The 25,804-nt window shown below is 58.7% G+C and carries 24 protein-coding genes and 1 pseudogene; 21 read left to right on the top strand and 4 right to left on the bottom strand.

All coding sequences use genetic code 11. From position 1 onward, the window contains the following. The first annotated feature begins 21 nt into the window (after positions 1-21). Positions 22-1,038 carry a PAS domain-containing protein gene (locus tag ASQ50_RS11590; protein ID WP_058090790.1) on the top strand — a complete coding sequence of 339 codons (1,017 nt, stop codon included), beginning with the start codon at positions 22-24 and terminating at the stop codon, positions 1,036-1,038. On the opposite strand, the gene ASQ50_RS11585 is transcribed toward ASQ50_RS11590, so the two are convergent. Further along, positions 1,026-2,108 (bottom strand): patatin-like phospholipase family protein, encoded by a 1,083-nt coding sequence (locus ASQ50_RS11585; RefSeq protein ID WP_058090791.1) that lies wholly within the window; start codon positions 2,106-2,108, stop codon positions 1,026-1,028. The genes ASQ50_RS11590 and ASQ50_RS11585 overlap by 13 nt on opposite strands. A 139-nt stretch (positions 2,109-2,247) precedes the next feature. On the opposite strand from ASQ50_RS11585, the gene ASQ50_RS11580 reads away from it, so the two are divergent. After that, positions 2,248-3,327 carry a GGDEF domain-containing protein gene (locus ASQ50_RS11580; RefSeq protein WP_227513146.1) on the top strand — a complete coding sequence of 360 codons (1,080 nt, stop codon included), beginning with the start codon at positions 2,248-2,250 and terminating at the stop codon, positions 3,325-3,327. 6 nt (positions 3,328-3,333) lie between these two features. Here ASQ50_RS11580 and ASQ50_RS11575 read toward each other — a convergent pair whose 3' ends face one another. Next, positions 3,334-4,254 carry an alpha/beta fold hydrolase gene (locus tag ASQ50_RS11575; RefSeq protein ID WP_082888480.1) on the bottom strand — a complete coding sequence of 307 codons (921 nt, stop codon included), beginning with the start codon at positions 4,252-4,254 and terminating at the stop codon, positions 3,334-3,336. A 178-nt stretch (positions 4,255-4,432) separates the two neighbouring features. On the opposite strand from ASQ50_RS11575, the gene folE reads away from it, so the two are divergent. The 17 genes and pseudogenes from folE (at position 4,433) to ASQ50_RS11495 (ending at position 21,663) form a co-directional block, all read left to right on the top strand. Next, positions 4,433-5,002: a GTP cyclohydrolase I FolE gene (folE, locus tag ASQ50_RS11570; protein ID WP_058090792.1), complete on the top strand. Its 570-nt coding sequence runs from the start codon at positions 4,433-4,435 to the stop codon at positions 5,000-5,002. A gap of 38 nt (positions 5,003-5,040) precedes the next feature. Beyond that, positions 5,041-5,310: pseudogene (locus ASQ50_RS11565) on the top strand (FolB domain-containing protein); the annotation flags it as partial. Positions 5,311-5,329: 19 nt separating this feature from the next. Further along, a complete protein-coding gene (locus ASQ50_RS11560) occupies positions 5,330-5,767 on the top strand; it encodes a CoA-binding protein (protein WP_058090793.1) in 438 nt (145 codons plus the stop codon). Positions 5,768-5,963: 196 nt separating this feature from the next. Then, positions 5,964-8,186: an EAL domain-containing protein gene (locus ASQ50_RS11555; RefSeq protein WP_058090946.1), complete on the top strand. Its 2,223-nt coding sequence runs from the start codon at positions 5,964-5,966 to the stop codon at positions 8,184-8,186. Positions 8,187-8,239: 53 nt separating this feature from the next. Next, positions 8,240-8,560 carry a hypothetical protein gene (locus ASQ50_RS11550; protein WP_058090794.1) on the top strand — a complete coding sequence of 107 codons (321 nt, stop codon included), beginning with the start codon at positions 8,240-8,242 and terminating at the stop codon, positions 8,558-8,560. Positions 8,561-8,803: 243 nt separating this feature from the next. Beyond that, positions 8,804-9,247 (top strand): MerR family transcriptional regulator, encoded by a 444-nt coding sequence (locus tag ASQ50_RS11545; RefSeq protein WP_058090947.1) that lies wholly within the window; start codon positions 8,804-8,806, stop codon positions 9,245-9,247. Then, the gene (locus ASQ50_RS11540; RefSeq protein WP_058090795.1) at positions 9,240-11,825 is read left to right on the top strand and encodes a heavy metal translocating P-type ATPase; all 2,586 of its coding nucleotides are present in this window, start codon (positions 9,240-9,242) and stop codon (positions 11,823-11,825) included. The genes ASQ50_RS11545 and ASQ50_RS11540 overlap by 8 nt, the downstream gene beginning before the upstream one ends. A gap of 132 nt (positions 11,826-11,957) precedes the next feature. After that, positions 11,958-12,407: a DUF411 domain-containing protein gene (locus ASQ50_RS11535; protein ID WP_058090796.1), complete on the top strand. Its 450-nt coding sequence runs from the start codon at positions 11,958-11,960 to the stop codon at positions 12,405-12,407. 158 nt (positions 12,408-12,565) lie between these two features. Beyond that, on the top strand, positions 12,566-14,284 hold the full coding sequence (locus ASQ50_RS11530) for a diguanylate cyclase domain-containing protein (RefSeq protein WP_058090797.1): 1,719 nt from the start codon (positions 12,566-12,568) through the stop codon (positions 14,282-14,284). Positions 14,285-14,356: 72 nt separating this feature from the next. Next, complete coding sequence (locus tag ASQ50_RS11525) at positions 14,357-16,342, top strand: ribonuclease R family protein (RefSeq protein ID WP_058090798.1); 1,986 nt, start codon at positions 14,357-14,359, stop codon at positions 16,340-16,342. Between the two features lie 245 nt (positions 16,343-16,587). Next, the gene (locus ASQ50_RS21810) at positions 16,588-16,779 is read left to right on the top strand and encodes a hypothetical protein (RefSeq protein ID WP_152439709.1); all 192 of its coding nucleotides are present in this window, start codon (positions 16,588-16,590) and stop codon (positions 16,777-16,779) included. Continuing rightward, entirely contained in the window at positions 16,688-18,256 is a 1,569-nt protein-coding gene (locus tag ASQ50_RS11520; RefSeq protein ID WP_058090799.1) for a hypothetical protein, read from the top strand. The genes ASQ50_RS21810 and ASQ50_RS11520 overlap by 92 nt, the downstream gene beginning before the upstream one ends. Positions 18,257-18,269: 13 nt before the next feature. Then, entirely contained in the window at positions 18,270-18,911 is a 642-nt protein-coding gene (locus ASQ50_RS11515; RefSeq protein ID WP_058090800.1) for a CsgG/HfaB family protein, read from the top strand. Next, complete coding sequence (locus ASQ50_RS11510; protein WP_058090801.1) at positions 18,895-20,121, top strand: hypothetical protein; 1,227 nt, start codon at positions 18,895-18,897, stop codon at positions 20,119-20,121. Before ASQ50_RS11515 ends, ASQ50_RS11510 begins: the two co-directional genes overlap by 17 nt. A 25-nt stretch (positions 20,122-20,146) precedes the next feature. Further along, positions 20,147-20,593, top strand: coding sequence for a YcfL family protein (locus tag ASQ50_RS11505; RefSeq protein ID WP_058090802.1), 447 nt, complete (start codon positions 20,147-20,149; stop codon positions 20,591-20,593). Beyond that, on the top strand, positions 20,593-21,402 hold the full coding sequence (locus tag ASQ50_RS11500) for a hypothetical protein (RefSeq protein ID WP_058090803.1): 810 nt from the start codon (positions 20,593-20,595) through the stop codon (positions 21,400-21,402). The genes ASQ50_RS11505 and ASQ50_RS11500 overlap by 1 nt, the downstream gene beginning before the upstream one ends. A gap of 57 nt (positions 21,403-21,459) precedes the next feature. Beyond that, positions 21,460-21,663: a hypothetical protein gene (locus ASQ50_RS11495; protein ID WP_058090804.1), complete on the top strand. Its 204-nt coding sequence runs from the start codon at positions 21,460-21,462 to the stop codon at positions 21,661-21,663. A gap of 10 nt (positions 21,664-21,673) precedes the next feature. On the opposite strand, the gene ASQ50_RS11490 is transcribed toward ASQ50_RS11495, so the two are convergent. Next, positions 21,674-22,573, bottom strand: a complete 900-nt coding sequence (locus ASQ50_RS11490; RefSeq protein ID WP_058090805.1) for an acyltransferase — start codon at positions 22,571-22,573, stop codon at positions 21,674-21,676. Positions 22,574-22,753: 180 nt separating this feature from the next. Here ASQ50_RS11490 and ASQ50_RS11485 point away from each other — a divergent pair, with 180 nt between their 5' ends. Beyond that, a complete protein-coding gene (locus tag ASQ50_RS11485; protein WP_058090806.1) occupies positions 22,754-23,905 on the top strand; it encodes an alpha/beta fold hydrolase in 1,152 nt (383 codons plus the stop codon). A gap of 134 nt (positions 23,906-24,039) precedes the next feature. Here the strand turns inward: ASQ50_RS11485 and ASQ50_RS11480 are convergent, their stop codons facing one another. After that, positions 24,040-24,717, bottom strand: a complete 678-nt coding sequence (locus ASQ50_RS11480) for a haloacid dehalogenase type II (protein WP_058090807.1) — start codon at positions 24,715-24,717, stop codon at positions 24,040-24,042. Between the two features lie 139 nt (positions 24,718-24,856). Between ASQ50_RS11480 and ASQ50_RS11475 the strand changes: the two genes are divergently transcribed. Further along, complete coding sequence (locus ASQ50_RS11475) at positions 24,857-25,768, top strand: LysR family transcriptional regulator (protein WP_058090808.1); 912 nt, start codon at positions 24,857-24,859, stop codon at positions 25,766-25,768. Positions 25,769-25,804 lie beyond the last annotated feature (36 nt).

The raw sequence follows: 25,804 nt of genomic DNA, 5'->3' as shown, positions 1-25,804 counted from the left end.
ACAGCTCCAGAGGCTTTCAGCATGGATAGCGACCTCTCTGACATCCCTTATCCGGGCCCGCGCCGGCCTGGCCTCTGGCCGGGGCTCTGGGGTCCGGCCGTCATTCTGGTCTGCGGCGTCATTCTGAGCCTCCTGACGGCCCGCCTCGCCTCAGACATGGCTCATCAGCTTGCCCACCAGCGTTATCAGGCCCTGCATCAATCCCTGGTCAGCCAGGTTGTCATCCATCTTGCCCGGCTATCGCAGGAAGACGAACAGCTTCAAGAGCTCCGGGCTTCCCTGGCAACCGGACTTCAGGATGGCATCAGTCTCAGGATCGATACCCTGGAACGCCACACCAAGAAACCACTGATACAGCTGGGCAGCTCACGCCATCCGGCCGGTAATGACGCCCTGAGAACCGAGTTGCAGACCAACGGCCGGCACTGGATGGTGACCACCTTGCCGGATACCCGGTTGCTGGCGTCGCCGGCCCGGCGTGTGGGGTGGCTCGTTGGCGCCAGTGGCGGGGTGATTACCGCCGTGGCAACGCTGCTCGCCCTCGCCCTATGCCGGCAGGCTGCACGGAAAGACGACAACGGTCATCGGTTGGCCAGGCTGAACAGGATCGCTGACCAACGGATCACCAACTTGCAGGTCGAGAAGAACGTGCTGCGCCAGGCACTGAATGACAGCGAATCCCGCAGTCGGGACCTGGTCGCGCTGTCGGGAGCCATTGTCAGCGAACTGGATGAACAGGGGCAGATAGGATTCGTATCGGCACAGGTAGCGGATGTGCTGGGACTGGCGCCGTCAGACCTTGTCAACCGGCCGTTCAGCGAACTGGTCGCCGAGCCCGACCGTGCACGCTTCGACCAGTGCCTGGCCGCAGCCCGGCAAGAGGCCACCCTGGCCAGGGTAGATGTGAATCTGTTGCACCGCAGCGCCGAGCGGACGGTCCCGGCGGTGGTGCGGGTGATGGTACTGAAGGACCCGATCCACGGAGTCACAGGCTTCAGACTGAGCGCACTCAAGATTGCCAATGGCTACAATGGCTGAACCTGATCCAGCAGGCGCCCGCTCTCCACAAGTTCGAGGAACTCGTCCCCCAGCCGGTCACTCTCGGCAATGGATGCGCGCCAGGATCGTTCACGGCCTGAGTCGTCGCCAAGGTACTTCTCGAAGTCTTTCCGGTCTGGCAGTTTGCGGTCCGGCAGGCTGTCCAGATACGCCCGGGACGGGGAGACCAGCAGCACATCCTGTAATCGGGTGGCATCGCCCCGGCGCCACGGCAAGGTCTTGTCAAACCAACCCGGCACTACCTTATCGGTAAAGTGCGGGTACAGGATGATGCCCGGTTGCTCGTAGGGCAGATCCAGGTGGTAGTCCAGCAGCCCGCCATCCCGGTAGACGCCATCCGGGGCTCCGGGAATATTCCGAACACCGGACATAACCAGCGGAATCGAAGCGGAGGCCAGTAGCGCAGGCAGCAGATTGTCTGCGGACAGCGCCACTTCATGGCTGGGAAAATCCACCAGTTTGGACACCGGCGTCCTGATACGGGCATCATGCACGATACCCCGCTCCATGAATCGGCCAAGGTGGCGACGACTGACCATGTTGGCGCTGATTGCACTCATCAGGCCCAGACCCAGGCGGCCCCTGGCGTCGTGTTCCAGCAAGCCCAGGCTGCGCACAACCACCACATTAAGCCGGTACCAGGGGTGGTTGAGGATGAACTCCTCCCGACCGCCCAGCAACTCTTCCAGAAACAGAACGCTTTTTCGAGATACCTCGGCGGCACTGACCCCCTTGGCAAAACGCTGGCTGGTATAGAGTTCCGCCAGCCTGGCCAGTTGGCCTTTCGGATCGTTGGATGAGGCAATCGCCGCGAACCGCCAGCTGCCGATGGACGAGCCGATCAGCACCCGCTCTTGCGGTGCCCGGGGCAACCAGTCACCGAAGATGGCCTTGTCCAGACCGCTGATTCCCAGGGCTTTCGGGCCACCGGCGGCGCCGGGTATCACGTGGACGTCCGCCGGTGTTAACGGCTTGTCCCTCAGGCGCTGAAGGGCCCGTCGCCCAGCCCGGATGGTCAGCGCCGGTGTTCGGATCTGGATTGCGGTCATCACGTGTTCCTGCTTACGGTTCTGGTCAAAGTCCCGGGAGTTTATCGAAACCTGCAGTGGCCAGCCAATAACTCCGTGCTAGACTTGAGCCATCAGTGTTTCAGGGAAGTATGCCAGCCATGAGCTGCAGGAGTAGGCTGTGAACCTTTTTGCCTCGCCGGATACCATGGCGACCAATCCAACCCTTGCAGTATTGGGTTTCAAACGTCAGCTGGTGTACCACCTGCATATCTGGGCCTTTATCGCCGTGGCACCTCTGGTGATGGTGCAATGGCAACACGGTAACTTTCTGCTGTCTGCCCTTTTGATTCTGTTCTGTGTCAACGCAGCCCTGGTAATCCTGTTCCTGCGGTTGCGCAGTGTCTATTTCCTGAAAGGGCGCCTGTTTCCGATTCTGGCCGTGGTCTGCGCGGCCTACTCGACCTCCATTAACGGTCACGCCGGTCTTTACTGGGCCTATCCAGCGGCTATCGCACTGTTTTTCCTGTTACCGCTGAAAGAAGCCATTGTCTGCAACATCATTTTTGTCAGCGTCATGGCCGTGGTGTCATTCCTTCAGTTTCCCGAAGCCGATTTCTGGCGGATCACCTTCTCCCTGGGGCTGAGTTGCCTGTTTGCCATGATCTTCGCCTGGCTGGTGGGCCGGCTCCAACAGGAGCTGACCCGGCTGGCCACGACTGACCCGCTCACCGGCTGCCTGAACCGGTCTCAGCTGGCCGACATTCTGAACAGCCAGATTCAGCTGCGGGAGCGCTATGAGAGGGTGTCCAGCCTGGTGCTGATTGATCTGGATTATTTCAAGACCATCAATGACCGCTGGGGGCACCTGGCCGGCGACCGGGTGCTTAAGGAAATGACCATCCGGCTGCGGAAGCGACTGCGGGAAAGTGATCAGCTGTTCCGTATTGGCGGCGAAGAGTTCATGGTGGTGTTGCCGGAAACCCGCCAGAAAGATGCCGACACCCTCGCCCATCAGTTACTGACCAGCATCAGTGCCAGGCCGTTCCTGGATGACATAAAGCTGACCGCCAGTGCCAGCGTGGCGGAAGTGTGCCGCGGCGAGACCTGGTCGGTTTGGCTGAACCGTGCAGATCAGGCGCTGTACGACGCCAAGGCAAAGGGCCGCAATCAGGTGGTCAATGCGGCTCGGCCATCCAATGAACCAGCGCACACCGCGGGGCCATCAACTCCGGCCAGTGATACCAGCGCGGCGATTTGAACAAGATCAGGACTCAAGCCCGGCGCGGAAATCCCGGTAAGCACTGAATACATCCCAGGGCGATTCGAAGTGCGGGTAGTGGCCGATGTTCCGGAGGCTGATGACGTCCGGGTTCCGGATCAATTCCCGGTAGCGCCGTGCCGTGGCCGCGCCCGAGACCGGATCCGCAGCGCCGGAGATCAGGCGCATCGGCTGTTGGGCATTCTGCAAGGCCCCCACCCAGCGATAACGATGGCAACGGCGTTCCTCCATAAACTGGATCAGTTCATGCAGGATCCCACGGCCATTGTTGTAAGTGAGAAGATGCCAGAAGTCCTCCAGATCCTGCTGGGCAGGAGGATTCCGGTCACCAAACAACCGGCGGAAATTCCGTTCGAAACTACCCCGGGTAAGCCCCCGGCTGATCAGTCCACCAAGGGGACTCTTCAGAACTTTCTGGATAAACAGCGGGCTGTGCACCTCGGGAAACAGGCCACCGTTCAGCAAACACACACTGGTGATGTCGAAAGACAAAGACCCTTCCTGGTCCCTGGCCAACAGCTCCTGGGCAACCGAAGAGCCGTAGTCGTGGGCGAACAAGTGCACCGAATCCAACCCCAGACCTTCGATCCAGCCCTGGATCAGATCCGCCTGGTCCTCAATGCTGTAAACATAGTTGCGGGGCTTGTCAGAAAACCCGAAGCCGAGCATATCGACAGCCAGTAGTTGGTGGCCGGACGCCAGCATCGGCCATAACCGGCTCCAGTCCCAGCTGGCGGTCGGAAAACCGTGCAGAAGCACCAGTGGCGAGCCTTTGCCGGCCATGCGACTGAAGATGGCGTGGCCATCGTAGCTGAACCATTTACCGGCCTGCTGCCAGGCCTCGAGGGTATAGGTATCCTGGCGGCTGTCTGCCCTGATTTGTGAACCGGGTATTACCTGCTCCATTTGTTCGTCCCGACATACCTGCGGAACCTCCACTTTAGTCCAAAGCCGTACAGGCTGCCATATCACTAAACGCTGCCCGTGAACTGGTCCATAATGGGCAAACCGGCGTAAACCGTGGAGATGGCCCGAAAATTCCCTTAAGCTTGCGCCCTTTATCAGACACAAACCGGAAACGATTATGACCTTACCTCTGGACGACCTTGCTGGTCACTACCGCGCCATCATTGAAGGCCTCGGCGAAAATGCCGACCGCGAAGGTCTTCAGGACACTCCGATGCGGGCCGCCAAGGCCATGCAGTTCCTGACCCGGGGTTACCAGCAGGATCTTGCCGACCTGGTCAATAATGCTGTGTTTGAATCCGCCATGGATGAAATGGTGGTGGTCCAGGACATCGAGCTGTACAGCATGTGTGAACATCACATGCTGCCCTTCATCGGAAAATGCCACATCGCCTATCTGCCCCAGGGCAGGGTACTGGGCCTGTCCAAGTTTGCTCGCATTGTGGACATGTATGCTCGCCGCCTGCAGATTCAGGAGAACCTGACCCGCCAGATCGCGGAAGCGGTGGAAAGCGTTACCAATGCCAAAGGTGTCGCCGTGGTTATCGAGGCCCAGCACATGTGCATGATGATGCGGGGCGTGGAGAAACAGAACTCCCGGATGAAAACCTCGATGATGCTGGGACAGTTCCGGAAATCACAGGCCACACGTACCGAATTTCTTACCCTGATTGGCAACAATCGCTGAACCAGACGCCGAAAACGGAGGCATCATGACAACCATGACTGGTGATCAACGTCACCCTTCGCTACGATGCCTCCGCCGCCATTGACCGGAACAAAATCTCCGCTGCCCTGAATTACCGCACCATCACCAAGCAAATCATCGGGCATGTGGACGGCAACAGTTTTGCTCTACTGGAACGGCTGACCCACGAAGTTCTCGACATTGTGATGGAACATCAGGCCGTGCAGTGGGCACAGGTAGAAATCGACAAGCCGCACGCGTTACGCTATGCGGAATCGGTCTCTGTCTGCCTTGAGGCCCACCGTTAATTCTTCGAGGTCTGCCCCGATGCCCAGCAATGCCCCTGACCAGATCCGGGATATTCTCGAATCTGTGCGTACCATTGCGTTGGTTGGTGCCAGCGAGAAAACCAACCGCCCCTCCCACGAAGTGATGGAATACCTGCAGCGCCAGGGCTACCGTGTGATCCCGGTAAATCCGCGCCTGGCCGGCCAGCAAGTGCTCGGTGAGACAGTGTATGCTGACCTGGCATCACTCCCGGAACCCGTAGACATGGCTGAGCTGTTCCTGGCCCCGGAACGGACCGATGCTGTGATCGACCAGGCTATTGAAGAGAAGATTCCGGTACTCTGGCTGCAGATCGGCGTGATTAACGAGCCCGGTGCCGCCCGCGCCGAAGCCGCCGGGCTGAAGGTGGTCATGGACCACTGCCCGAAACAGGAGATCCCGAAGCTCGGTATTGGGCCCATCGTTGAACAGGCCTGACTCCGTGTACCTGCAACCATCACTGCTCCAACCCGCTTCCGGAGTACCAGACCCAATGGGGCATGGCCAAACAGGATAACTATGGCTCATAATCAAGCGCGATTGGCCGTTAAACCTGTTCAGCCTGTCTTTTAACGATCTGGAGTACACTGTGGCAAAACCCGAAACCGGTACCAGCCTTGTTGTCCGATGGCTTATGAGCCCGGTGTTTGTACTGGTCATTTTTCTGGTTTTTCTTGCCATTGCCGCAGGCCTCCGGGAAGGGCTTATCCAGCAGGATAACCGTCAGATCGAAGCCAACCTCCGTAATGAAGCCAGGGCGCTGACGGATAACCTGGAGCGGGAATTCCTGGTGCACGTTCAGGCCATCGGGCGCATGGCCTATCGACTGTATACCCAGCCCGACACCCCGGAATCGCAATGGCGTGTGGACGCACGCAACTACCTGGAAGATTTTGGTGTTTACCAGGCCATCGAGTGGATTGATTCCAACTACATCATCCGATGGCTGGAACCGCTGGCTGGCAATCAGGACGTGGTGGGTTATAACGTGGCGTTCAACGACCAGCGCCGCGAAGCACTGGATAAAGCAGCAGCCACCGGTGATTATGATCTGTCCGGTATCATCGATCTTCGCCAGGGCGGCAAGGGCATGGTGATTTATTACCCCGTGGGCGCCGGAGACACCAATAACGGCTACATGGCCGGTGTGTTCAGGATGGAAGTTCTGGCCGAGCAGTTACTGACCAGCCGGGTACTGGAACACTTTCAGATTGAAATCCGGGACTCCGGAGAGCCTGCCTACGTTCTCAACTCAGACACCGAGATTGCCAGGAACTTCAGCTTCACTGTGCCCGTGCAGTTCCCCACTCTGGATTGGACCCTGACGTTACGCCCCAATCAATCCTGGGTCGACAGCCAACGCAGTTCCTGGCCGATGCTTACTTTCGCAAGCCTGGTCTTTATGGGCCTGCTTACCAGCCTGACCACTTTGCTTGTCCAGTTGATCCTCAAGCGTAACCAGGCGCTTTTGAAAACCCGCCGGGAGCTGGAGCGGGAGATTGATCAGCGTATCGCCATGCAGGTGGACCTGGAGCGACTGGAATCCACCGATACCCTCACTGGCCTGGCCAATCGCCGGTTCTTCATGGAAGACCTGGCTCACACCCTGAACATCGCCGACCGGCAAATGCGCCAGGTGGGGCTGGTCATGATTGACCTGGACCGGTTCCAGATGCTCAACGATTCCCTCGGCCATCAGTTTGGCGACGAATTGTTGATCAAGGTCTCTGAGCGGCTGAACAGCCTGAGTAATGAGCGGATTCTGGTGGCCTACTCAGGCGGCGACGAGTTCATGATCTGCCAGCAACACGTCGACGACATTGATGATGTGATTCACCTGCTTGGCCAGATCAAGCAGTGCTTTGCCGAACCATTCGAGGTTCAGGGCGATGCCCACAGCGTTACCGCCACCATGGGTGTCGCCGTGTATCCCCAGAGCGGACTGGACGCCGACACCCTGCTCCGGAATGCCGATATTGCCCTTTACCGTGCCAAGGAGCAGGGCCGCAATACTTACCAGTTCTACACCGAAGGCATGCAGGACCGTGAGGTGATGCGCCTGGAGCTGGACAAGGATCTGAGCCAGGTCCTGGCCAACGACGAGTTTGTGCTGTTTTATCAACCCCAGCTGAACCTGCAAACCGGTGAGATCAACAGTGTGGAAGCCCTGATCCGCTGGCAGCACCCCCGCCGCGGGCTTTTGGCACCCATCGAGTTCATCCCCCTGGCGGAAGAGAGCGGTCGGATTACCGAGATCGGCCGATGGGTGGTGCTTGCCGCCTGTCGCCAGCTCGCCAATTGGCGCGGCACGGCTTGCGAGCAACTCAGGATCGCGGTGAATCTTTCGGGCCGGGAGCTGGATGATGAATCATTGGTGGAACATGTACGGGATGCCCTGCTATCGGAAGAAGTGGATCCGAGCATGCTGGAAGTGGAGCTGACGGAAGAGATCTTCATCCAGAACATTGAACACAACCTGAATCAGTTGTCGCGTCTGCATCAGCTGGGGGTTCACCTGGCCATTGATGATTTCGGCGTGGGCTATTCGTCTCTCGGCTATTTGCGGGATTTCCCGGTAGATCTGCTGAAAATTGACCGGTCGTTTATCACCGATGTGACCGAGCGCCATGACGACGCGGTCATCACTCGGGCCGTGATCAATCTTGCCCACAACCTCGGCATTCAGGTGGTGGCCGAGGGCGTGGAAACCGAGGAGCAACTGAATTTCCTGAAAGCGCACCGTTGCAATCTGGCCCAGGGTTATCTGATCAGCCGGCCGATTCCAGCGGAAGACCTGGAGACAGCGTTGGCGGAAGGCATCCTGTTTACCGGTCAATCGATCAATTCGGGTTTGTAATGGCGGTTTCTGATCCCCAAACTTCTCTGTAACTTTTTCTTTGAGTGATGTTTATGTCTGCCAGATATCTGACTCCGGAGCAGGATGCCAGGCTGCGCCGCTGGGAGCGTTGGAACAAGAATTATTTTATCTTTGCGTTTGTCGCACTGATTGTGGTGTTGGTGTTCAGCAGTCAACTGGGCATTTCCAGCGGCGATGATTGGGGTTCGCTCGGGTTTTTGCTGGTGTTGCTGGTGGCTCCGATTGTGGTGTTGCAGTTGCGGCTTCAATGCCCGGCCTGTGGCGTGAAGATTGGCTGGCAGGCGAAGCTGATGGCGCCTGATCAGTGTAAGTCTTGTGGTGTGTTTCTTCGCTCTAAAAACTCCTCTTCCTGATATCCTGCCTGAAAACCTTTGACCTGTGAGTTGGTCACAGGTTTTAGTCTGATCTCTGTTTGTTGGAGATGGACGTGCCGTGGCTGGGGTAGCTTCCGAAAACCGCTGCAAGTACGTCCGTGTACGCTTGCTTTCCGCCATCCGTGGCTACAAGCATTTTCGGAAGCTACCCCAGCCCCGTCACTCCGCCAACTTTAGTCGTGGATTCTTTGTAAATCCGTGAACATGGGTGAGTACGCCGTCATGAAAGTCAAAGAGATCGCCACCGCCGCCGGGGTGAACCCCGATACCGTCCGGTTCTACACCCGGGAGGGTCTGTTACAACCCACCCGCAACCCGGACAACAACTACCAGCAGTACGATGCCGAAGATCTGCGCCGGTTGCGGTTTGCCCGTAAAGCCCGGCAGTTGGGGTTTTCACTGCCGGAGATTCGGCAGATTCTGGCCCGGGCGGATGATCATCATTCGCCGTGCCCGATGGTTCGGGACGTGTTTCAGCAGCGGTTGGTGGTGGTTGAGCAGGAAATTGCGGAGTTGCAGCAGTTGCGCAAGAGGATGATTTCGGCGCTGGCTGCCTGGCAGGAGATGCCGGACGGGACGCCGGATGGGCATACGATTTGTCGGTTGATTGAGCACTGGGACGATCCCTCGGCCGAGTCTTGTTGCGAGGAGCCAAAGCATGAGTGATGCACCTGAGCTTAAACCGGCGTTGTCGATTTCCGGAGCCTCGTGTCAGGGCTGTGCGAAGAAGATTCGCAATGCTCTGGAGCCGTTGACCGGCAGTACCGAGCTGGTTGGGGTGGATATCGAGGCACAAACGGTGGCTTTGCCTGACGGGGTGGATCTGGCCGAGGCGACGCGGGTGGTGACCGAGGCAGGGTATCCGGCGGAGCCTGTGGCGACGTCAGAGCCGGCATCGTGTTGTGCTTCGAGGAAGGCTTCGTCCTGCAATAGCCAATCCGACAATACCGGTGCACCAGCCAAGTCGGCCAAAGAACACGCACAAGCATACGAAGCAGCAGACGATGACCAGGTTGTGCTGTCGGTTTCCGGGGCTACTTGTGCGTCCTGTGTTGCCAGTATCGAGAAGGCGTTGCTGTCGGTGCCGGGGGTGACCCATGCTCATATGAATCTGGCGGATAACACAGCCACGGCCAGCGGCAAGGCGGAACCGGATGCGCTGATTAAAGCGGTGGAAAGTGCCGGCTATGGTGCCAGCGTAATTGAGGATGCCGACGCGGCTGATGATCGCCGGCAAGCGGAGGATAAAAAGCAGTACAAAGTGCTGCTGGTGAAGATGGCCATCAGTCTGGGCCTCGGCTTGGTGTTGATGGTCTGGGGTATGGGTTTCGACACCATGATGGTGACGGAGGCCAATCAGCTTACCTGGATCAATTTCGGCGTTCTGACCCTGGGTGTGATGATCGCTACCGGTGGGCATTTCTTCACCGGGGCCTGGAAGGCCTTCAAACACCATAACGCCAACATGGACACCTTGATTGCCCTGGGTACCGGTACCGCCTGGCTGTATTCCATGGTGGTGTCGAGCATGCCGGAGCTGCTGCCGGAGATGGCGCGGCATGTGTATTTTGAAGCTTCCGCCATGATCATCGGCCTGATCAACCTGGGCCAGGCATTGGAGCTGCGGGCCAAGGGCAAAACCTCTGAGGCGGTGCGGCGGTTGCTCGACCTGCGGGCCAAGACCGCCCGGGTGATTCGCAACGGCGAGGAGCAGGACCTTCCCGTTGAGCAGGTTCGCAAAGGCGACCACATCCGTGTTCGACCCGGTGAAAAACTGCCGGTGGATGGTGTCATTATCGAAGGCAGCACCCGCATCGACGAAAGCATGCTGACTGGCGAACCCATGCCGGTGAGCAAGGCGAAGGATGATGAGGTGTCAGCCGGTACCCTGAACACCCATGGTTCGATCATTTACGAAGCTACCCGGGTCGGCAGCGAGACGGCGCTGGCACAGATCATCAAGCTTGTGAAGAAAGCCCAGGGCTCGAAACCGGCCATTGGCCGGCTGGCCGACAGGATTTCCTCGGTATTTGTGCCCACAGTCATGCTCGTTGCCATTGCCGCGGCACTGGTGTGGTACAACGTGGGGCCGGAGCCGGCGGTGGTTCACATGATGATTGCAGCCACCACGGTTCTGATCATTGCCTGCCCCTGTGCTTTGGGCCTGGCCACGCCGATGTCGGTGATGGTGGGCGTAGGCAAGGCCGCCGAGTATGGCGCGCTGATTCGTCAGGGGGATGCTTTGCAGACCGCAGGCAAAATCGATCTGGTGATTCTGGACAAGACCGGCACCATCACCGAGGGCCACCCGGCCGTCACACGGATAACTGCCGTTGATAGCAATGCCACGCTGTTGGCGCTGGCAGCCGGGCTGGAGCGCCATTCCGAACACCCACTGGCAGAAGCGGTGCTGAACCGGGCCCGTGAAGATGGCGTAGAGCCTGAGACAGTGACAGACTTTGAAGCACTCAACGGTAAGGGCGTGCAAGGTCAGTTCGATGGCCAGAGGGTGCGCCTCGGCAACCGGCGCTGGCTGGAGGCCGAAGGCATCAACGTAACAAACCTGGATTCGGCCGCCAACACCATTACCGAGGAGGCCGGCACGCCGTTATTTCTGGCGCTGGGTGATCAGGTACAGGGCGTTATCGGTGTAGCCGATGCCATCAAGCCGGATTCCGAAGCCGCCATCCGCCGCCTGCATGACGCGGGTATCAAGGTGATGATGGTCACAGGGGACGTTGATGCCACCGCCAGGGCCATCGCCTTGAAAGCCGGCATTGATGACTACCGGGCCGAGGTACTGCCCGAAAACAAGGCCGAAGTGGTCAGCGAAATGCGCGGTAAAGGCTACACCGTGGCCATGGTGGGCGATGGCATCAACGACGCCCCGGCCCTGGCAGCCGCGGATGTCGGTTTTGCCATTGGCACCGGCACCGATGTCGCCATTGAAAGCGCAGCCATAACCCTGATGCGCGGGTCCCTGCACGGGGTGCCGGATGCCATCGAGATTTCCCGGGCAACCGTCACCAACATCAAACAGAACCTGTTCGGAGCGTTTGTATACAACACAATGGGTATTCCCGTGGCCGCCGGCCTGCTCTACCCTGTGTGGGGCATCCTGATGAGTCCGATTCTGGCGGGTGCCGCCATGTCGTTGTCGTCGGTGACGGTGGTATCCAATGCCAACCGGCTGCGCCTGTTCAAAAGCAGCCACACCCCGGCAAGGCAAGAGGAGCGGAACTGATGGAGACGATTCTGGTCAACGCAGCAGGGCTGGCCCTGATGGCCGCCGTGGTTTGGTGGTTCTGGTTATCCGGCAACAAATCCGGGCAGAACCAATAATCCTGTTCACACACGCATTACCGAGGTAACCGCCATGAAAAAACACACCTTAGCCCTTGGCCTGGTGGCCGCCCTGGGGTTCAGCACCACGGCCGTCGCCGGCGGAGCCGCCCAAAGCATTCACGTGTATAAATCGCCCACCTGCGGTTGCTGTGGCGACTGGATCGACCACCTGGAAGAAAACGGGTTCGACGTCACCGCCACCGACACCGATGACATGGGCAAGATCAAGGCCGACGCCGGCCTGATTCCAGGCCTGGGCAGCTGCCACACCGCCTTTGTGGGTGACTATGTGGTGGAAGGCCATGTGCCGGCGGATGATATCAAACGCCTGTTGAGCGAGGCCCCGAAAGCCACCGGCATCAGTGTTCCGGGTATGCCCATAGGCTCGCCCGGCATGGAGATGGGTGATCGCAAGGACCACTACAAGGTCATCCTGTTTAACAAGGAAGGTCAGACCCGGGTGTTTGCCGAGCACAACTGACCGTTTTGCACTCAGGTCAGGATTTCCGCGTGCAGCCGGCCAGGGCTGCGCGCTCATGAAGTTTGCGGGTCTGTCTGTTTTTTCTACACTGTCGTTCCGGGCTGTTCTATTATGAACCTCAGTGTTGGAAACAAAACACATACTCGCAGGGACTTAGCTTGAGCCTTAAAACCCGCCTTCTCGGCCTCGCATCAATACTGATCATTCTCGCGGCGTCTGCCTCCTGGCTGGCCTACCGGGAGCTGTCAGAAGACATCATCGAACGCTGGGGCAAGCAGGTTACTGAAATTCAGGTGCGCTACGACAGCGCCCGACTGTTGCAGTCCCTGGAACGGGAAATCGGCCTGGCCCGGCAAATGGCGCAATCCTCTACCCTGCTGCAATGGGCCGCCAGCCCGGACAATCCCGAGCTGACCTCCGCCGCCATCCGCCAGATGGAGAGCTTCCGCAATAACTTTCGGGACAACAGTTACTTTGTTGCCCTGCGGGAGAATGGCCACTATTACTACAACAATTCCGACAATCAGTATGCCAATGACCAGTTCCGTTACGTACTGGATCCGGAAAAGCCGGATGATGCCTGGTTTTTCCAGCTGATTGAGGAGGGCCGGGACTTCCACCTGAACGTAAACCCGGACCAGGAACTGGGCGTCACCAAGTTGTGGATTGATGTGCTGATGCGTGATGAGCGCAACGAGATTCTCGGCATGGTCGGCACCGGTCTCAATCTCGACACCTTCCTGCAAGATATTGTCGACATAGGCCAGGAAGGCATAACCACACTGTTCGTGGACTACAACGGCGCCATTCAACTGTACCGCGATCGCAATTACATTGACTTCGCCAGCATTATCAAACCCGAAGGTCAGAAGAACACGGTGGACCTGCTGTTTGAGGATCGCCAGGACAAACAGCAGATCCTGGGCATGTTGCAGATGCTCAAACAGCGCAACGGCGAGGACGGCGCAGTGGAAAGCGGGTTTGTCACCATTGATGGCCGCAAGCACCTGGCAGGAGTGGCCTTCCTGCCGGCCATAGGCTGGTTCGAAATCACCTTGCTCGACCTGAACGCCCTGGTGCCAACCAGCTACCTGTGGCCGCTAGTGGCCGTCTTCCTTATGTCGCTGCTGGTCTCGCTGATCGCTTTTCATCTGATCATTCAATCACGCATTCTCAAACCGGTATTGAGCCTGGAGGCTGCGGTGATGCGGTTGCGGGAGGGTCGGTTTGACCTGCCCTACCTGCCCAAACCAGATAACGAAATCGGCCGGTTGGTGGACCACTTTGAAAAAATGACCAGCACGATGCGGGATACCACCGCCGAGTTGGAGCACAAGGTCGCGAAACGGACGGAAGAACTGCACCGGCTGGCCCGGGTGGATGCCCTCACCGGCCTGAAGAACCGCCGTGGCCTGGATGAAGTCATCGAACAGGAAATCCAGCGGGCCGAACGTGAAGGCAAGGGATTCGGGCTGATCTGGTTGGACATCGACCACTTCAAAACCATCAACGACACCCGTGGCCATCAGGCCGGTGACGACATTCTGTGCCGGGTAGCGCTCTGGCTGAAAGCTACGGTTCGTCCCTATGACCACCCGGGCCGCTGGGGTGGCGACGAATTTGTGGTGCTGCTGTCCCCCTGCGACAAAGACACCCTGGAACAGATTGCCAACCGGGTGCGAGCCAGCGTGGAGCAGGAAAGCCAGCGCACGGGTACATCGGTCACCATCAGCGTGGGCGGCTATTTCAGCCAGCCAGGCGATGACATGGATACCCTGCTACGTAACGCCGATCAGGCCCTGTACCTGGCCAAGCGGGGAGGGCGTAACCGGGTTTGCATCCACGCTGCTCCCGGCGAGGAGACACACCCGGCCTGACAGATCTGACTCCCACCTGCATAACCGTTATACTCCGCTGCATCATCCATTTTACAGCCAGGTCTTTTCTCCATGCTCAATGCCGACGCTCTCAATCAGTTGCGCCAGCTGAAAACCGATATCAAGCAGAACAAGGTGGTCTTCCCGGGCACGGTCAAACCTACCAACGGGCGCTTCGGCTTTGTGGCCCTGGATGAGGGGCGGGATGTGTTCCTGCCACCGGAAGAAATGCAGAAGGTGCTACCCGGGGATCGGGTGAACGTCACCGAGCAGGAAGTGGAAAAAGGCAAAACCCAGGGCGTGGTAGACGAGCTGCTGGAATCGCACCTGACCACCTTCGTGGGTCGCTACCTGATCAAGGGCAAGGGTCATTTTGTGGCACCGGAAACCCCGGGCATCAACCGCTGGATCTTCATTCCACCGAAAGAGCGCATGGGCGCCCAGCCTGACGACTTTATCTACTGCCAGATCCATCGCCACCCGTTCAAGGATGGAAAAGGCCAGGCAAAAGTCCTGCGAGTCATTGGCAAGGCAGGCCAACCGGGCATCGAACGGGCGTTCACCCTGGCCAATTTCGACCTCGCCGATGCCTGGCCGGACGAGGTTCAGAAACAAGCCGATGCCCTGAGCGAAGAATCCGTCGCGACCCATACCGACGGCCGGGAAGACCGTACCGAGCAACCCTATGTGACCATCGACAGCCCGGGCACCCAGGACATGGACGATGCCCTGATGGCCACGCCCAACGCCACTGGCTGGACGCTGTCCATTGCCATTGCCGACCCGACGGCGATGATCGAACCGGGCAGCCCGGCTGAGGAAGAAGCCTTCAACCGGGCCACCGCTATCTATTTCCCGGGCGAGCCGCTGCCCATGCTGCCTGACAGCATCAGCACACGGTTGTGCTCGCTCATGCCGGATGTGCCCAGGCTGGCTCTGGTGTGTGACCTGCAGGTGAATAACGACGGCAGCCTGGGCGATTACAGTTTCCATCAGGCCATGATCCGCTCCAAGGGCAAGCTGAGCTACGAGCTGGTTTCCCATCTGATTGAAGGCCGGGAAGACGACGAGATCAAGGCTTTACCAGACGAGGTCGCCAACAGCCTGGATCAGCTGCACCAGGCCGCCACCGCTCTGCGTAAATGGCGTGCCGAACACGCGCTGCTGAGCCAGGACCGTCCGGAATTCCGGCTGCGCCTGGACGAGAACAAGCGTATCCGGGTGATTGAGCCCTCGGTACAGAACGAAGCACACCGGCTGGTGGAGGAATGCATGGTGGCCGCAAACCGCTGTGCCGCAGACTTCCTGACCCGGCAGGGCAAAGGCCTGTTTATCCAGCACCCGGGCCTGCGGGACGACCGCGCTGACAACATCCGAAAATTGCTGGAAAGCCATGCGCCGCACCTGGCCGGGCACGACGCCAACACGGCTGAAGGCTTCAAGGCACTGATGAAACACAGTGACCAGCTGCAAGCCGAAGTGCCGGTGAAAGCCATACTGTCCCGCCAGCTGGCCCGGGCGGAGCTGGGCTTTGATGCCGCGCCCCATCAGGGCATGGGGCTGGACGCCTACACCACCTTCACCTCACCGCTGCGCAAATTCTCGGACTTTTACGTGCACCGGTTGATCAAAGCGGCGCTCTGGAACACCCCGATCAAACCCCTGAACAGCCAGCAACTGGAAGCCCTGCAAGCCACCCAGTTCCGCGCCCGCCAGGCCGCCAACACTCTGGAAACCTGGCTCAAGGCCGACTACGCCAAGACCCTGCCGGAAGACCCCATGGAAGGCACCATCAGCCGCACCATGCCCTCCGGTTTCTTCGTGCGCCTGGACAGCAACGGGCTGGAAGGCTTTGTCAGCTGCAAAGACCTGGAGGGCAAGTACGGCTTTGATCCGGTCACCCTGCGCCTGGTGCACAACAAGAATGGCCGTATCTTCCAGCTGGAGCAGCGGGTTACCGTCAGCTTCGCTGGCGTGGACGACGAGCGCCGGCAGATCAATTTCAAGCTGATCAAGGCCGAAGAAATCGCTGGCGCCCAGGAAACCACAGGCGACTGATTCCATCCAATCAGAGACCGTACCGTGCGTTGCAGATTATCCAGACGCACGGCATTTTTTCTGGAAAAGCGCTGAACAGCAGGGAAAATCAGCGCTCGATTCAAAAATTTACGATATTTTACAAAGACACCCGTTCTTGATTTTCGTCATTAATTCAAAGCAATAATCCACCATAGCCCTCCGTTTTGCCTGCCATCTCCCTGTTGGCCTGAAAAGCTCTACTCCAATAGTTCGCATCATGAAGTATTTGTAACCACAAATATCGACTACGTCACATCCGGCGACAGTCAATAGATCAGGCGCGTCACCGAAAGAGGCGCGCCATTACAGTCAGGGACCTAAACAATGAAGAAATTCCTCGACCGGGGGCGGCTAACTACAGCAACGTTGGTACTGGCAACGTTCGCGTTACCTGGCTGCATGGTGTATCAGATTGACCAAAGCTCGCTTGATAGGGACGCCCGCGCTTACCAGCAGCCCGCGCCTTTCCAGACCGAATCGCCGATTCTTACCCCTTGGCTCACACCGGCATCGGACGATCTGCCAACCGTAGAGGTGGTGCAATCCCAGGCAACCCAGTACAACGACATGTCGGGGCTGAATTTCGTTGCGAGCATTTTGACGCTCACATTGATCCCCGCCGTTGGATCCTATGACTACACCGATACGCTGACCGTCGCCTGGGAAGGCGAGACACTGGCCAATAGTTCGGCGAACTATGCGGTCAAGGAATATATGAGTTTGTACTTCCCAACCCCCATGCTGTTTATGGGGTCACTGTATGACATGGGCGGCCTTGATCTGGAAGACACGCAGAACACCATTGGTGTCATACATGCACGCAATATAGCCGATGCCATTGCTCGTCAGCAGCCGTTGTACGAGCGAGTACCCCAGAACGATCCAGAGGCCCTGGCTAACTTCGTGAAGTCTGGTAGCGCTCCGTTATTCCACCCCCGCGCAACCGCTCGAATTGCTGCCCTGGCTCCGGCAAACAACCCCATGGAGTATCACCAGCAATACGCAAACCTGTCAGGGTACGTCAATCTGCTTCCCCTGGAGTGGCAGGCCTGGCTGATCGGCCCGGATGGTCTGAAAGGCTGGCAGATTAAAGCCGCTTTGGACAACGGTGAGGACGAATCTGAGATGTTACGCAAAGTGGTCAGCAGTTACCCGGAAGAGCTGGCCGAATGGAATCGCACCGCCCGTCAAACCGAAGCCCGATACCGTGAATGGTTCAGCCACACCAACCCAGCACTGGTCTCGAACCTGCTGGAAGCGCAGTCACAGCAAAGAGCACAGTGGCCCTATTACGCCAATATGACCGAAGAACATCATCAAATACTGATCGAAAACGGTGTTCCAGACAGTATTGTGGCTTACATGACCAACGCAGAACGATCCTCCGAACTCGTCGCCGCAGCAAAAACCGGCCCATTGCAGGATTCCCAGGGCCGCATGCTTACCGAAGAACAGCTACTGGAACGTCTGGTGCGCAACGACAACAACGGACGATTTATGAGTCCCTACACGAGTGACGGAGTGCTGGCCGAATGGGTCAATCTGGCTAACAATGCAAACATGGGCGCAACTGCCGGCTCTGCTGTTGGCGCCGTAGCCGGGGCCTACGCCGCCAACAAGGCGCTGGACTTTGTTCCTTTCGGGCTGGGCGGATTGGTTGGCGGAGCCGTCGGTGCCGAAGTGGGTAAGGAAGTTGGGCGGGAGAGCGCCATCTCCGCCTCCGGCGGCTGGGAAGCCATCAAGTCGGCCTCAGACCGGAGCTTCGATTCCCTCCCCAATATGGCCCGCTACCTGAAACAGAAATACGGCACCACCGCAAACTTTACAGATGCGATGCGCGCCGCCACGCAGATTTACCCGGAGTTCAGTTCCGTACTGGCTTCCACCAATTAACCGGAGACGTTTTATGATGAAGGGAACCACCAAGGCACTGTTCACCGGCATGGCAGCAGCCTCTCTGTTGCTGGTTGGCTGCGCGGGCCAGATTGATAACACCCGTGGTAAGGCCACGGTTTACGAAGATGCCTCGACCACCGGGCGAGTGGGCGGTGTCGGCATCGAGAGCCAGGACATCGTGGCCATTACCGATCAGATGATGCGGGACATGCTGGCCAACCGCATGCTCGCCGGGCGCGACATTCCGCCCCGGATCATCATCGACAACGCATACATGCGTAACGAGAGCTCCTCGGTGGTCAACACCAATATGCTTACCGATCGGCTGCGCATTGAGCTGAACCGGGCCTCCAATGGCCGGATGATTTTCGTTGGCCGGGAATACGCCGGCATGGTGCAGCAGGAACGTGACCTGAAACGTGATGGTGCGGTGGATGGTGGCACCATTCGCTCCACCGTAGCCCAGGCCGGTGCGGATTATCGCCTGGCGGGCCGCATCACCTCCCTGGATGCCTCCGATCGCAGCGACGGCACCCAGTCTCGCTATAGCCAGATCAGTTTCGAGATGGTGGATATGGAGCTGGGCACCATTGTCTGGAGTGGCCTGTACGAAATGCGCAAGGCGGGCCGAGACGATGTGGTTTATCGCTGAGTTCAAACCGGCCGTTCTGGCCACGGCGGTGCTGTCGGTCGGACTGGCCGGCTGCGCCACCGGGCCGAAGACCTTCGACCGCGCCGGCCTGACCAGCGAGCAGGCGGCCGTTGTCGCCAGCAAGCCGACCGTCATTCGGCAGGATTACCAGAACCTGTATGAGGAGGGGCGCCGCAACGAGGTCCTGAACCTGATGGAGATCGGCCTGAAGGCGTACCGGGCAGGTGACCTGGACGAAGCCCGGCGCAGCCTGGACCGTGCCCGCGTGATCATCGAGAGCGTGTACGCCGACGATGAATCTGCCCGTAAAGCCCGCAGTATCTGGTACGAAGAGGCGGAAAAAGACTTCAAGGGCGAACCCTACGAACGGGCCATGGTGTATCTGTACCTGGGGCTGATTTTCCTGGAACAGGGGGATTACGGCAATGCCCGGGCCAGTTTCATCGGTGGCCTGCTGCAGGATGCCTTTGCCGAGGAAGAGCAGTTCAGCTCTGACTTTGCAGCGCTGATTTACCTGGCCGGCTGGGCGGCCCTGCAGATGGACAGCCAGCAGCTGGCGCAACAGCACTTCACCGAACTGCAGGCCTTCCGCCCGGATGCGCCTGTCCCCAATGGCGAGCACAATGCACTGCTGATTGTCGAAACCGGCACCTCGCCCCGCAAGCTGGGTGATGGCGTCGGCCACTATCAATTGGTGTACCGCCGCGGTCGAAACTTCAGTGATGTAGGCGCACAGTGGCAGCACGGCGATCAGTGGGAAACGGTGTACCCAATGGAAGACATTTACTTCCAGGCATCCACCCGGGGCGGCCGCGCCATTGACCGTATTGTGGAAGGCCAGGTGCAGTACAAGGAAACCACCCGCGATATCGGCACCAACCTGAGCGATATCAGCCAGAACAGCCTGTTGGCCGGCGCCAGTGCCTCCGCCGGGGGCGTACTGGGCGCAGGCTTTGCCGCCATCAGCCTGGTCAGCGTAGCCGCACAGGGTATGTCGGCTGCCGCCAACGTGCGGGCCGATATCCGTTACTGGCAGTCGCTGCCCGACACCCTGCACATCATCCCGGTGTCGGCCGAGCCCGGCCAGCAAGTGACCGTGCGCTTCCTGGATGCCAATGGCAACGCCATTCCAGGCATGACCGATACCACCGAATTCAGATTCGACGGACGGGGGCGAGGACTGGCCCTTGCGACGTCCCAACGGCCATAACCCGGCCGCCAAAAGGAGAGAGACCATGTTTCGAAACTTGATTGCTGTAGCCGCCGCCGGCTTGATCGTTGCAGGCTGCAATACCTTACCTGCGGATTCGACCGATATCGCGGAACGCACGGCACCGCTGGAATACAACACCGTGGTGTTCACCGATTACAACCTCAGCCGCACCTGGGACGACGGCATTCGGGACGCCGGGCGCGTTTACCGTTTGTCGGTTGAAAACCACGGCCAACGCCCTACCGAAACAGGGACCACCGAGGTATTCGCGGTGCTGCGTAACCACACCGATTTCGACTACCAGATCGAGGTTCGCACCCAGTTTTTTGACGACTATGGCGTACCGGTAGATGCCCGCCCAACGTGGCAACGCTCGACCATTCCGGCCAACAGCGTCAGTGCCTACAAAACCTTGTCCACCACGACCCAGCCACTGAAATATCGCATTGAAGTCCGGGAGATCAACTGATGAACCGCTCACTGGTTGCGGGCTTGTTGCTTGGGGCGATGCCTATGGTGGCGCTGGCGGCTAACGATCACCCGGCTGCGCCCATGAAGGCGCCGCATCAGAAACCCCTGACCGAGCAGGATCTGCGGGCCGAGGCCAACGCCTCCCAACGCACCGAATCGGCCGAGGCGATTATTGAGCGCTTCCGGGCAGGTCTGGGCAATTCCAATCCGAGGATCGCTGTTTTCTGGAACCGGGCCTTTAACGATCAGGTCAGCGACTGGGCCAGCCAGCGGCGGGTGGTGGTCTCAGAGCAAGGCAGTCTGCATGGCAGCATTCCGGACGGCAACGTGAGCCTGGACGGCAAAGCCCGTGGTGCAGCCCAGGTGGAAACCCGGGGGGCACGGCGTTCTGCCCCGATGGCACCGGCCTTTGATCTGCAGGCCGGATTGGTCTCCCAGCTGACCCGAGCCGGCGCCACCATTGTCGACCGCGATGCCATCATGCGCATTAGCGACAATGCCCTGGAGAACGGCGATTTCTCACGTCTGTCCCCAGACCAGGCACGACTGGAAATGCGGGCGCTCAGCCAACATGCGGACTATCTGATGGAGCTCAGCCAGGTTGCCGGCAATGAATTCACGATTCGCGTTCTCAACGTCACCAACGGCGCTATCCAGGCCATGGTCAGCTCTAATGGCGTGCCCCCAGCTACCGACGCCGATCGTCGGTGGATTGCTACAGACCGGGGTTTTGAGAAGCGGGAGCGACAGGTTTCCCTTAGGGATGTGGGCCAGGAACTGGCGCTGCAAACCCTGGCAGAACTTTAAAACCGGGGGCGTTGGCACCACGTATATCTAAGGGGGATCGAATAAGGGAGGTGCACCATGACCATCAGCCCCCAGGAATTTCTGAAGAAATACGGCTTCGACAAAGACGAGGAAGAGCGTGATCACAGTCTTCGTGAAAATGCGATGGATCACGCCAAACACCTGAAGCGCCCCCATGCCGGGACGCCTCACGATTGGGAAGAATGGGAGCGCTACAAGCGCGAACATCCGGATGAGGTGGAAGACGAAGACGAGTCCTGACCCGTTTCGTTCACGCGCTCTCAGCCAGCGCCTGACTCAGGCGCTGGTCCTTGCTTTGCCACAACTCTCCCAGCCATTCCTTCACATTCCGACGATGTTCGGCATCGCTGGAATAGTCTCGACCTTTCAAGTGCTCCGGAATTAACTGGGTGCTGATATCCAGCTGGACCTCCGGCACCCGGCCACACATGAAATCCCAGAAGGTAGGCGCGCCGTTGGGGTAGGCAATGGTTACGTCTACCAGGGTGTCGATGGAATCGCCCATGGCATCCAGCACAAAGGCGACGCCGCCGGCTTTCGGCAGCAACAGGTTCTGGTAGGGGGATTTCTGCTTGTCGTGTTTGGCTTTGGTAAAGCGGGTGCCTTCGACAAAGTTCATGACGCTTACCGGGGTGTAGCGGAATTTTTCACAGGCCTTGCGGGTGGCTTTCAGGTCTTCACCGCGTTTTTCCGGGTGCTTGATCAGGTACTCCCGGGTGTAGCGTTTCATGAATGGGAAATCCAGGCCCCACCAGGCCAAGCCAATCACCGGCACCCAGATCAGTTGCTGCTTGAGGAAGAACTTGAGGAATGGCGCCCGGCGGTTAAACACCCGCTGCATGGCAAAGATATCCACCCAGCTCTGGTGATTACTGAGCACCAGATACCAGCTTTCCCGTTTCAGGTTGTCTGCACCGGTCACCTGCCAGCGGGTGCCGTGGGTCAGTTTCATCCAGCCGGTGTTGCAAGCCACCCAGGATTCTGAGATCCAGATGATCACCTTGGTGCACAGCACCCGGAACCCCTTGTGCGGGATAATCAGTTTCAGCACCGCCGGAATATAGAGCAGCAGGCACCAGAACAGGGTGTTGAGTCCCAGCAGAATGGAGTTGAGCACGCCAATGATCGGGGCAGGCAAGAAACTGAGCATGAGGATCCTGTTTTCATTGTAGTTACGGGAAGGCCGATATCATAACAATGAGATACAGGATTGGGCAGTGGCCTGAAGTGACCATTATGCCGGCCAGATGTGACGGTTTTGCCATGGTACCCGAGCAACCGCCCGCCTATCCTGTCCGGACCAGTGATTGATGTACCAACGGAAACACACATGCTTAACCCCGTAAAAACTGCCCTCAACCTGACCTCTGACCTGGCTCGCCAAGGCACCCTTTATGCCGGCAACGCCTTTGACCGGGTGTTTCGCGCCGCCAGCCTGGTACAGGCAGGCCAGACCCCGTTTGAAACCCTCTATTCGGACGGATTGGTCAGCCTGCGTTACTACCCGCCACTGAAAGAGGATTTCATTGAGCTGGACGATCAGGTGATTCCGGTGGAACGCACAACCCATCGCACACCGATTGTGATCATCCCGCCCCTGGCAGTGAACATGCTGATCTACGATCTGTTCCCCCAGCGCAGTCTGGTTCGTTTTTTGAGGGCGAAGGGATTCGAGGTGTATCTGATTGACTGGGGCATTCCCAAGCGGGAGCACACCCACTACAACATGCATACCTATGTGGCGGAGTTGCTGCCGGCCTATCTGAACCGGGTGCGGGAGCACAGCGGCGAGCAGGAATTGTCGCTGCATGGCTGGAGCATGGGCGGCATGTTCACACTGTTCTACTCGGCCCTGAGCAAGGATCAGCACATTCGCAATGCCATTGTGCTGGGCCTGCCGATCGACAGCCACGCCTCCGGCGCCATCGGCTGGATGTACCAGCGCATTGCGGATGTTGCCGGTGTCGTACGCAAACGCACGGGGTTTCAGTTGCACAGTATGAAGCCGCACTGGTTTCACACACCTGGCTGGGCCAACACCATCGGTTTCAAGCTGAGCAATCCGATTGGCAGTGTGATGGGTTACTGGGAGCTGATTGTGCGCCTGGGTGACCGGGAGTTTGTCACCAACCATGCCACCACGTCGGCGTTTCTGGACCGGATGGTGGCCTACCCCGGCGGGGTGATTCAGGATACGGTGGTGCGGGTGTGGATTGATAATCAGCTGGCTAAGGGGCAGATCCAGATCGGCGAGGATTTCGCGCGGCTGGAGAATGTGAATGCCAACTTACTGGCGATTGCCGGCCAGGAGGACACCTTGGCGACGCCGGGGGCGGCGAAGCGGGTGATGGATCATGTCAGTTCCACCGACAAGACGTTTCGGGTAGCGCCTGGGGGGCATATGGGAATTCTGGCCGGGAGTAAGGCGCCCAAGGCTTCCTGGCTGGAGCTGGCGGAGTGGCTGGATGCTCGGTCTGGCTGACCCGTTATCGGAGTCTGTCGGCAGGGGTTGGAGAGGGGTTCCAAAACGGAAAACGTGGTTTTCCTGATTGTTTTGGAACCCCTCTCCAACCCCTGCCTTCGCTGACTGTTTGATATGCCTATTGAAAGCTGCTTTCAGGTATTAAGAGCCTTGAGACTCTCGGGAAGTTGAGAAAGGCTTTGGATTACTGCTGACGGCTCTATGCCCCAGTCTTCGAAAACCCTGTTTTCATCCCGCTTTACCCAAATCGCTGACAACCCGGCCGCTCTGGCACCGATCACATCCCAAGCGTTGCTGGATACCAGGCACAGGGGGCTATCCCAGGCGCCGGTGGCGCGGCGGGCGTAGGTGTAGACGGCGGGATCGGGTTTGAAACTTTTGATGTCATCCACCGACACCAGGCCATCGAACTGGTCCAGCAGGTTGTTGTGGCCGAGCACCTTTTCCAGGGCGGGGTAGCTGCCGTTGGAGAAGGCAAACAGAGGGTATTGGCCTTTCAGGGCCTGCAGGGCTGGCAAGGCATCGTCAAACGCGGGGAGGGACAGGTAGGCGGCCATGAGTTGGTCTTCCCGCGCCTTGCTCAGCTCCAACTGGTGCACGGCCATGGCATAGCGCAGGGCCTGGCGGGTGCATACGCCGAAGTCTTCGTAGACTCGCATCAGGCCCTTCCGGAACGAAAACTCCAGCTGTTTTTCCCGCCAGAGCGCGGCAACCGCCGCTGCCTGCTCGCCCGCATCCTGCTCAAGCAGTCGGGACATGCCCATCGGATCTACCAGGGTTCCGTAAACATCAAACGCCAGAGTGGTTTTCATGTTTGCTCCTGTTCCGGGGAGTGCGCCTCAATATTGAACGATTACTCAATTTAGACCAACCGGACTTTAGTGGCAAAACCGCTCAACCAGGCCCGGCTTTCTGGTGACTTGGCCCCCGCGCTCGCCTAAACTTCCAACCATGAAGCCCGTTGATATGTTGAACCTGGACCTGAGATCCCTCGCCACCTTCGTTGCTGTTCTTGACGAGGGCGGGGTGTCGCGGGCGGCCGTTCGGTTGGGGGTGACGCAATCGGCAGTAAGCCATACCCTGGAGCGTCTGCGCCAGGCCTTCGGCGACCCTTTGTTCGTGAAATCCGGACGGGGCATTGTGCCGACCGACTATGCCCTGCGCACCGGGCCGCACATCCGTCAGCTACTGGACGACCTGCGCACCCTGCCCTCGGGGCCACCGTTTGAACCGGCGACGGCGGAGTTTACTTTTACCATTGCCGCCAACGATTACCAGCGGGATTTGCTGTTACCAGGCTTGGTGAAGACCCTCAGGGAGCAAGCGCCAGGTATTCACCTGCAGGTCATTCCCTCCGGTATTCCCAATGCCGATCTGCTGCGCAAAGAGGCTTGTGATCTGGTGATCAGTCCGTTTGCGCCGGAAACCACAGATATCATGCAACGGGGTTTGATGGCGGACCGGATGGTGGTGTTCTACGACCAGAATCACCGTGACGCGCCGGCTGACCTGAAGGATTACATGAACGCCGACCACATCACCGTGCTATTCGCCACTGGCGAGAAGCCCGGGCTGGACAGCACCATGGAGGCACGGGGGCTGAAACGGCGCAGCGTGGTGACCGTCTCAAACTTTTCCGGACTGCCTGCCTTTTTAAGAGGTACCAACCTGCTGGCATCGGCCCCGGAACGGATGAGCACGCAGCTGATGCAAGACTTCGACTACGTACCTTTACCCTTTGAATACAACCCCTTCACCTTGCTCATGCTCTGGCACCGCCGCCACCAGGCAGACCCCGCCCACCGATGGGTTCGCAACCAGGTAAACTCCGTGGCGGCCACCATGAACGGCTTGCACGATTAATCAATCAATATTGTTCATGTATTACATGAAAGGTTA

Source organism: Marinobacter sp. LQ44 (genome assembly GCF_001447155.2).
Lineage (GTDB): Bacteria > Pseudomonadota > Gammaproteobacteria > Pseudomonadales > Oleiphilaceae > Marinobacter.
Note: the sequence above shows the minus strand (reverse complement) of the source record. Positions and strands in the feature narration are given on the sequence as shown.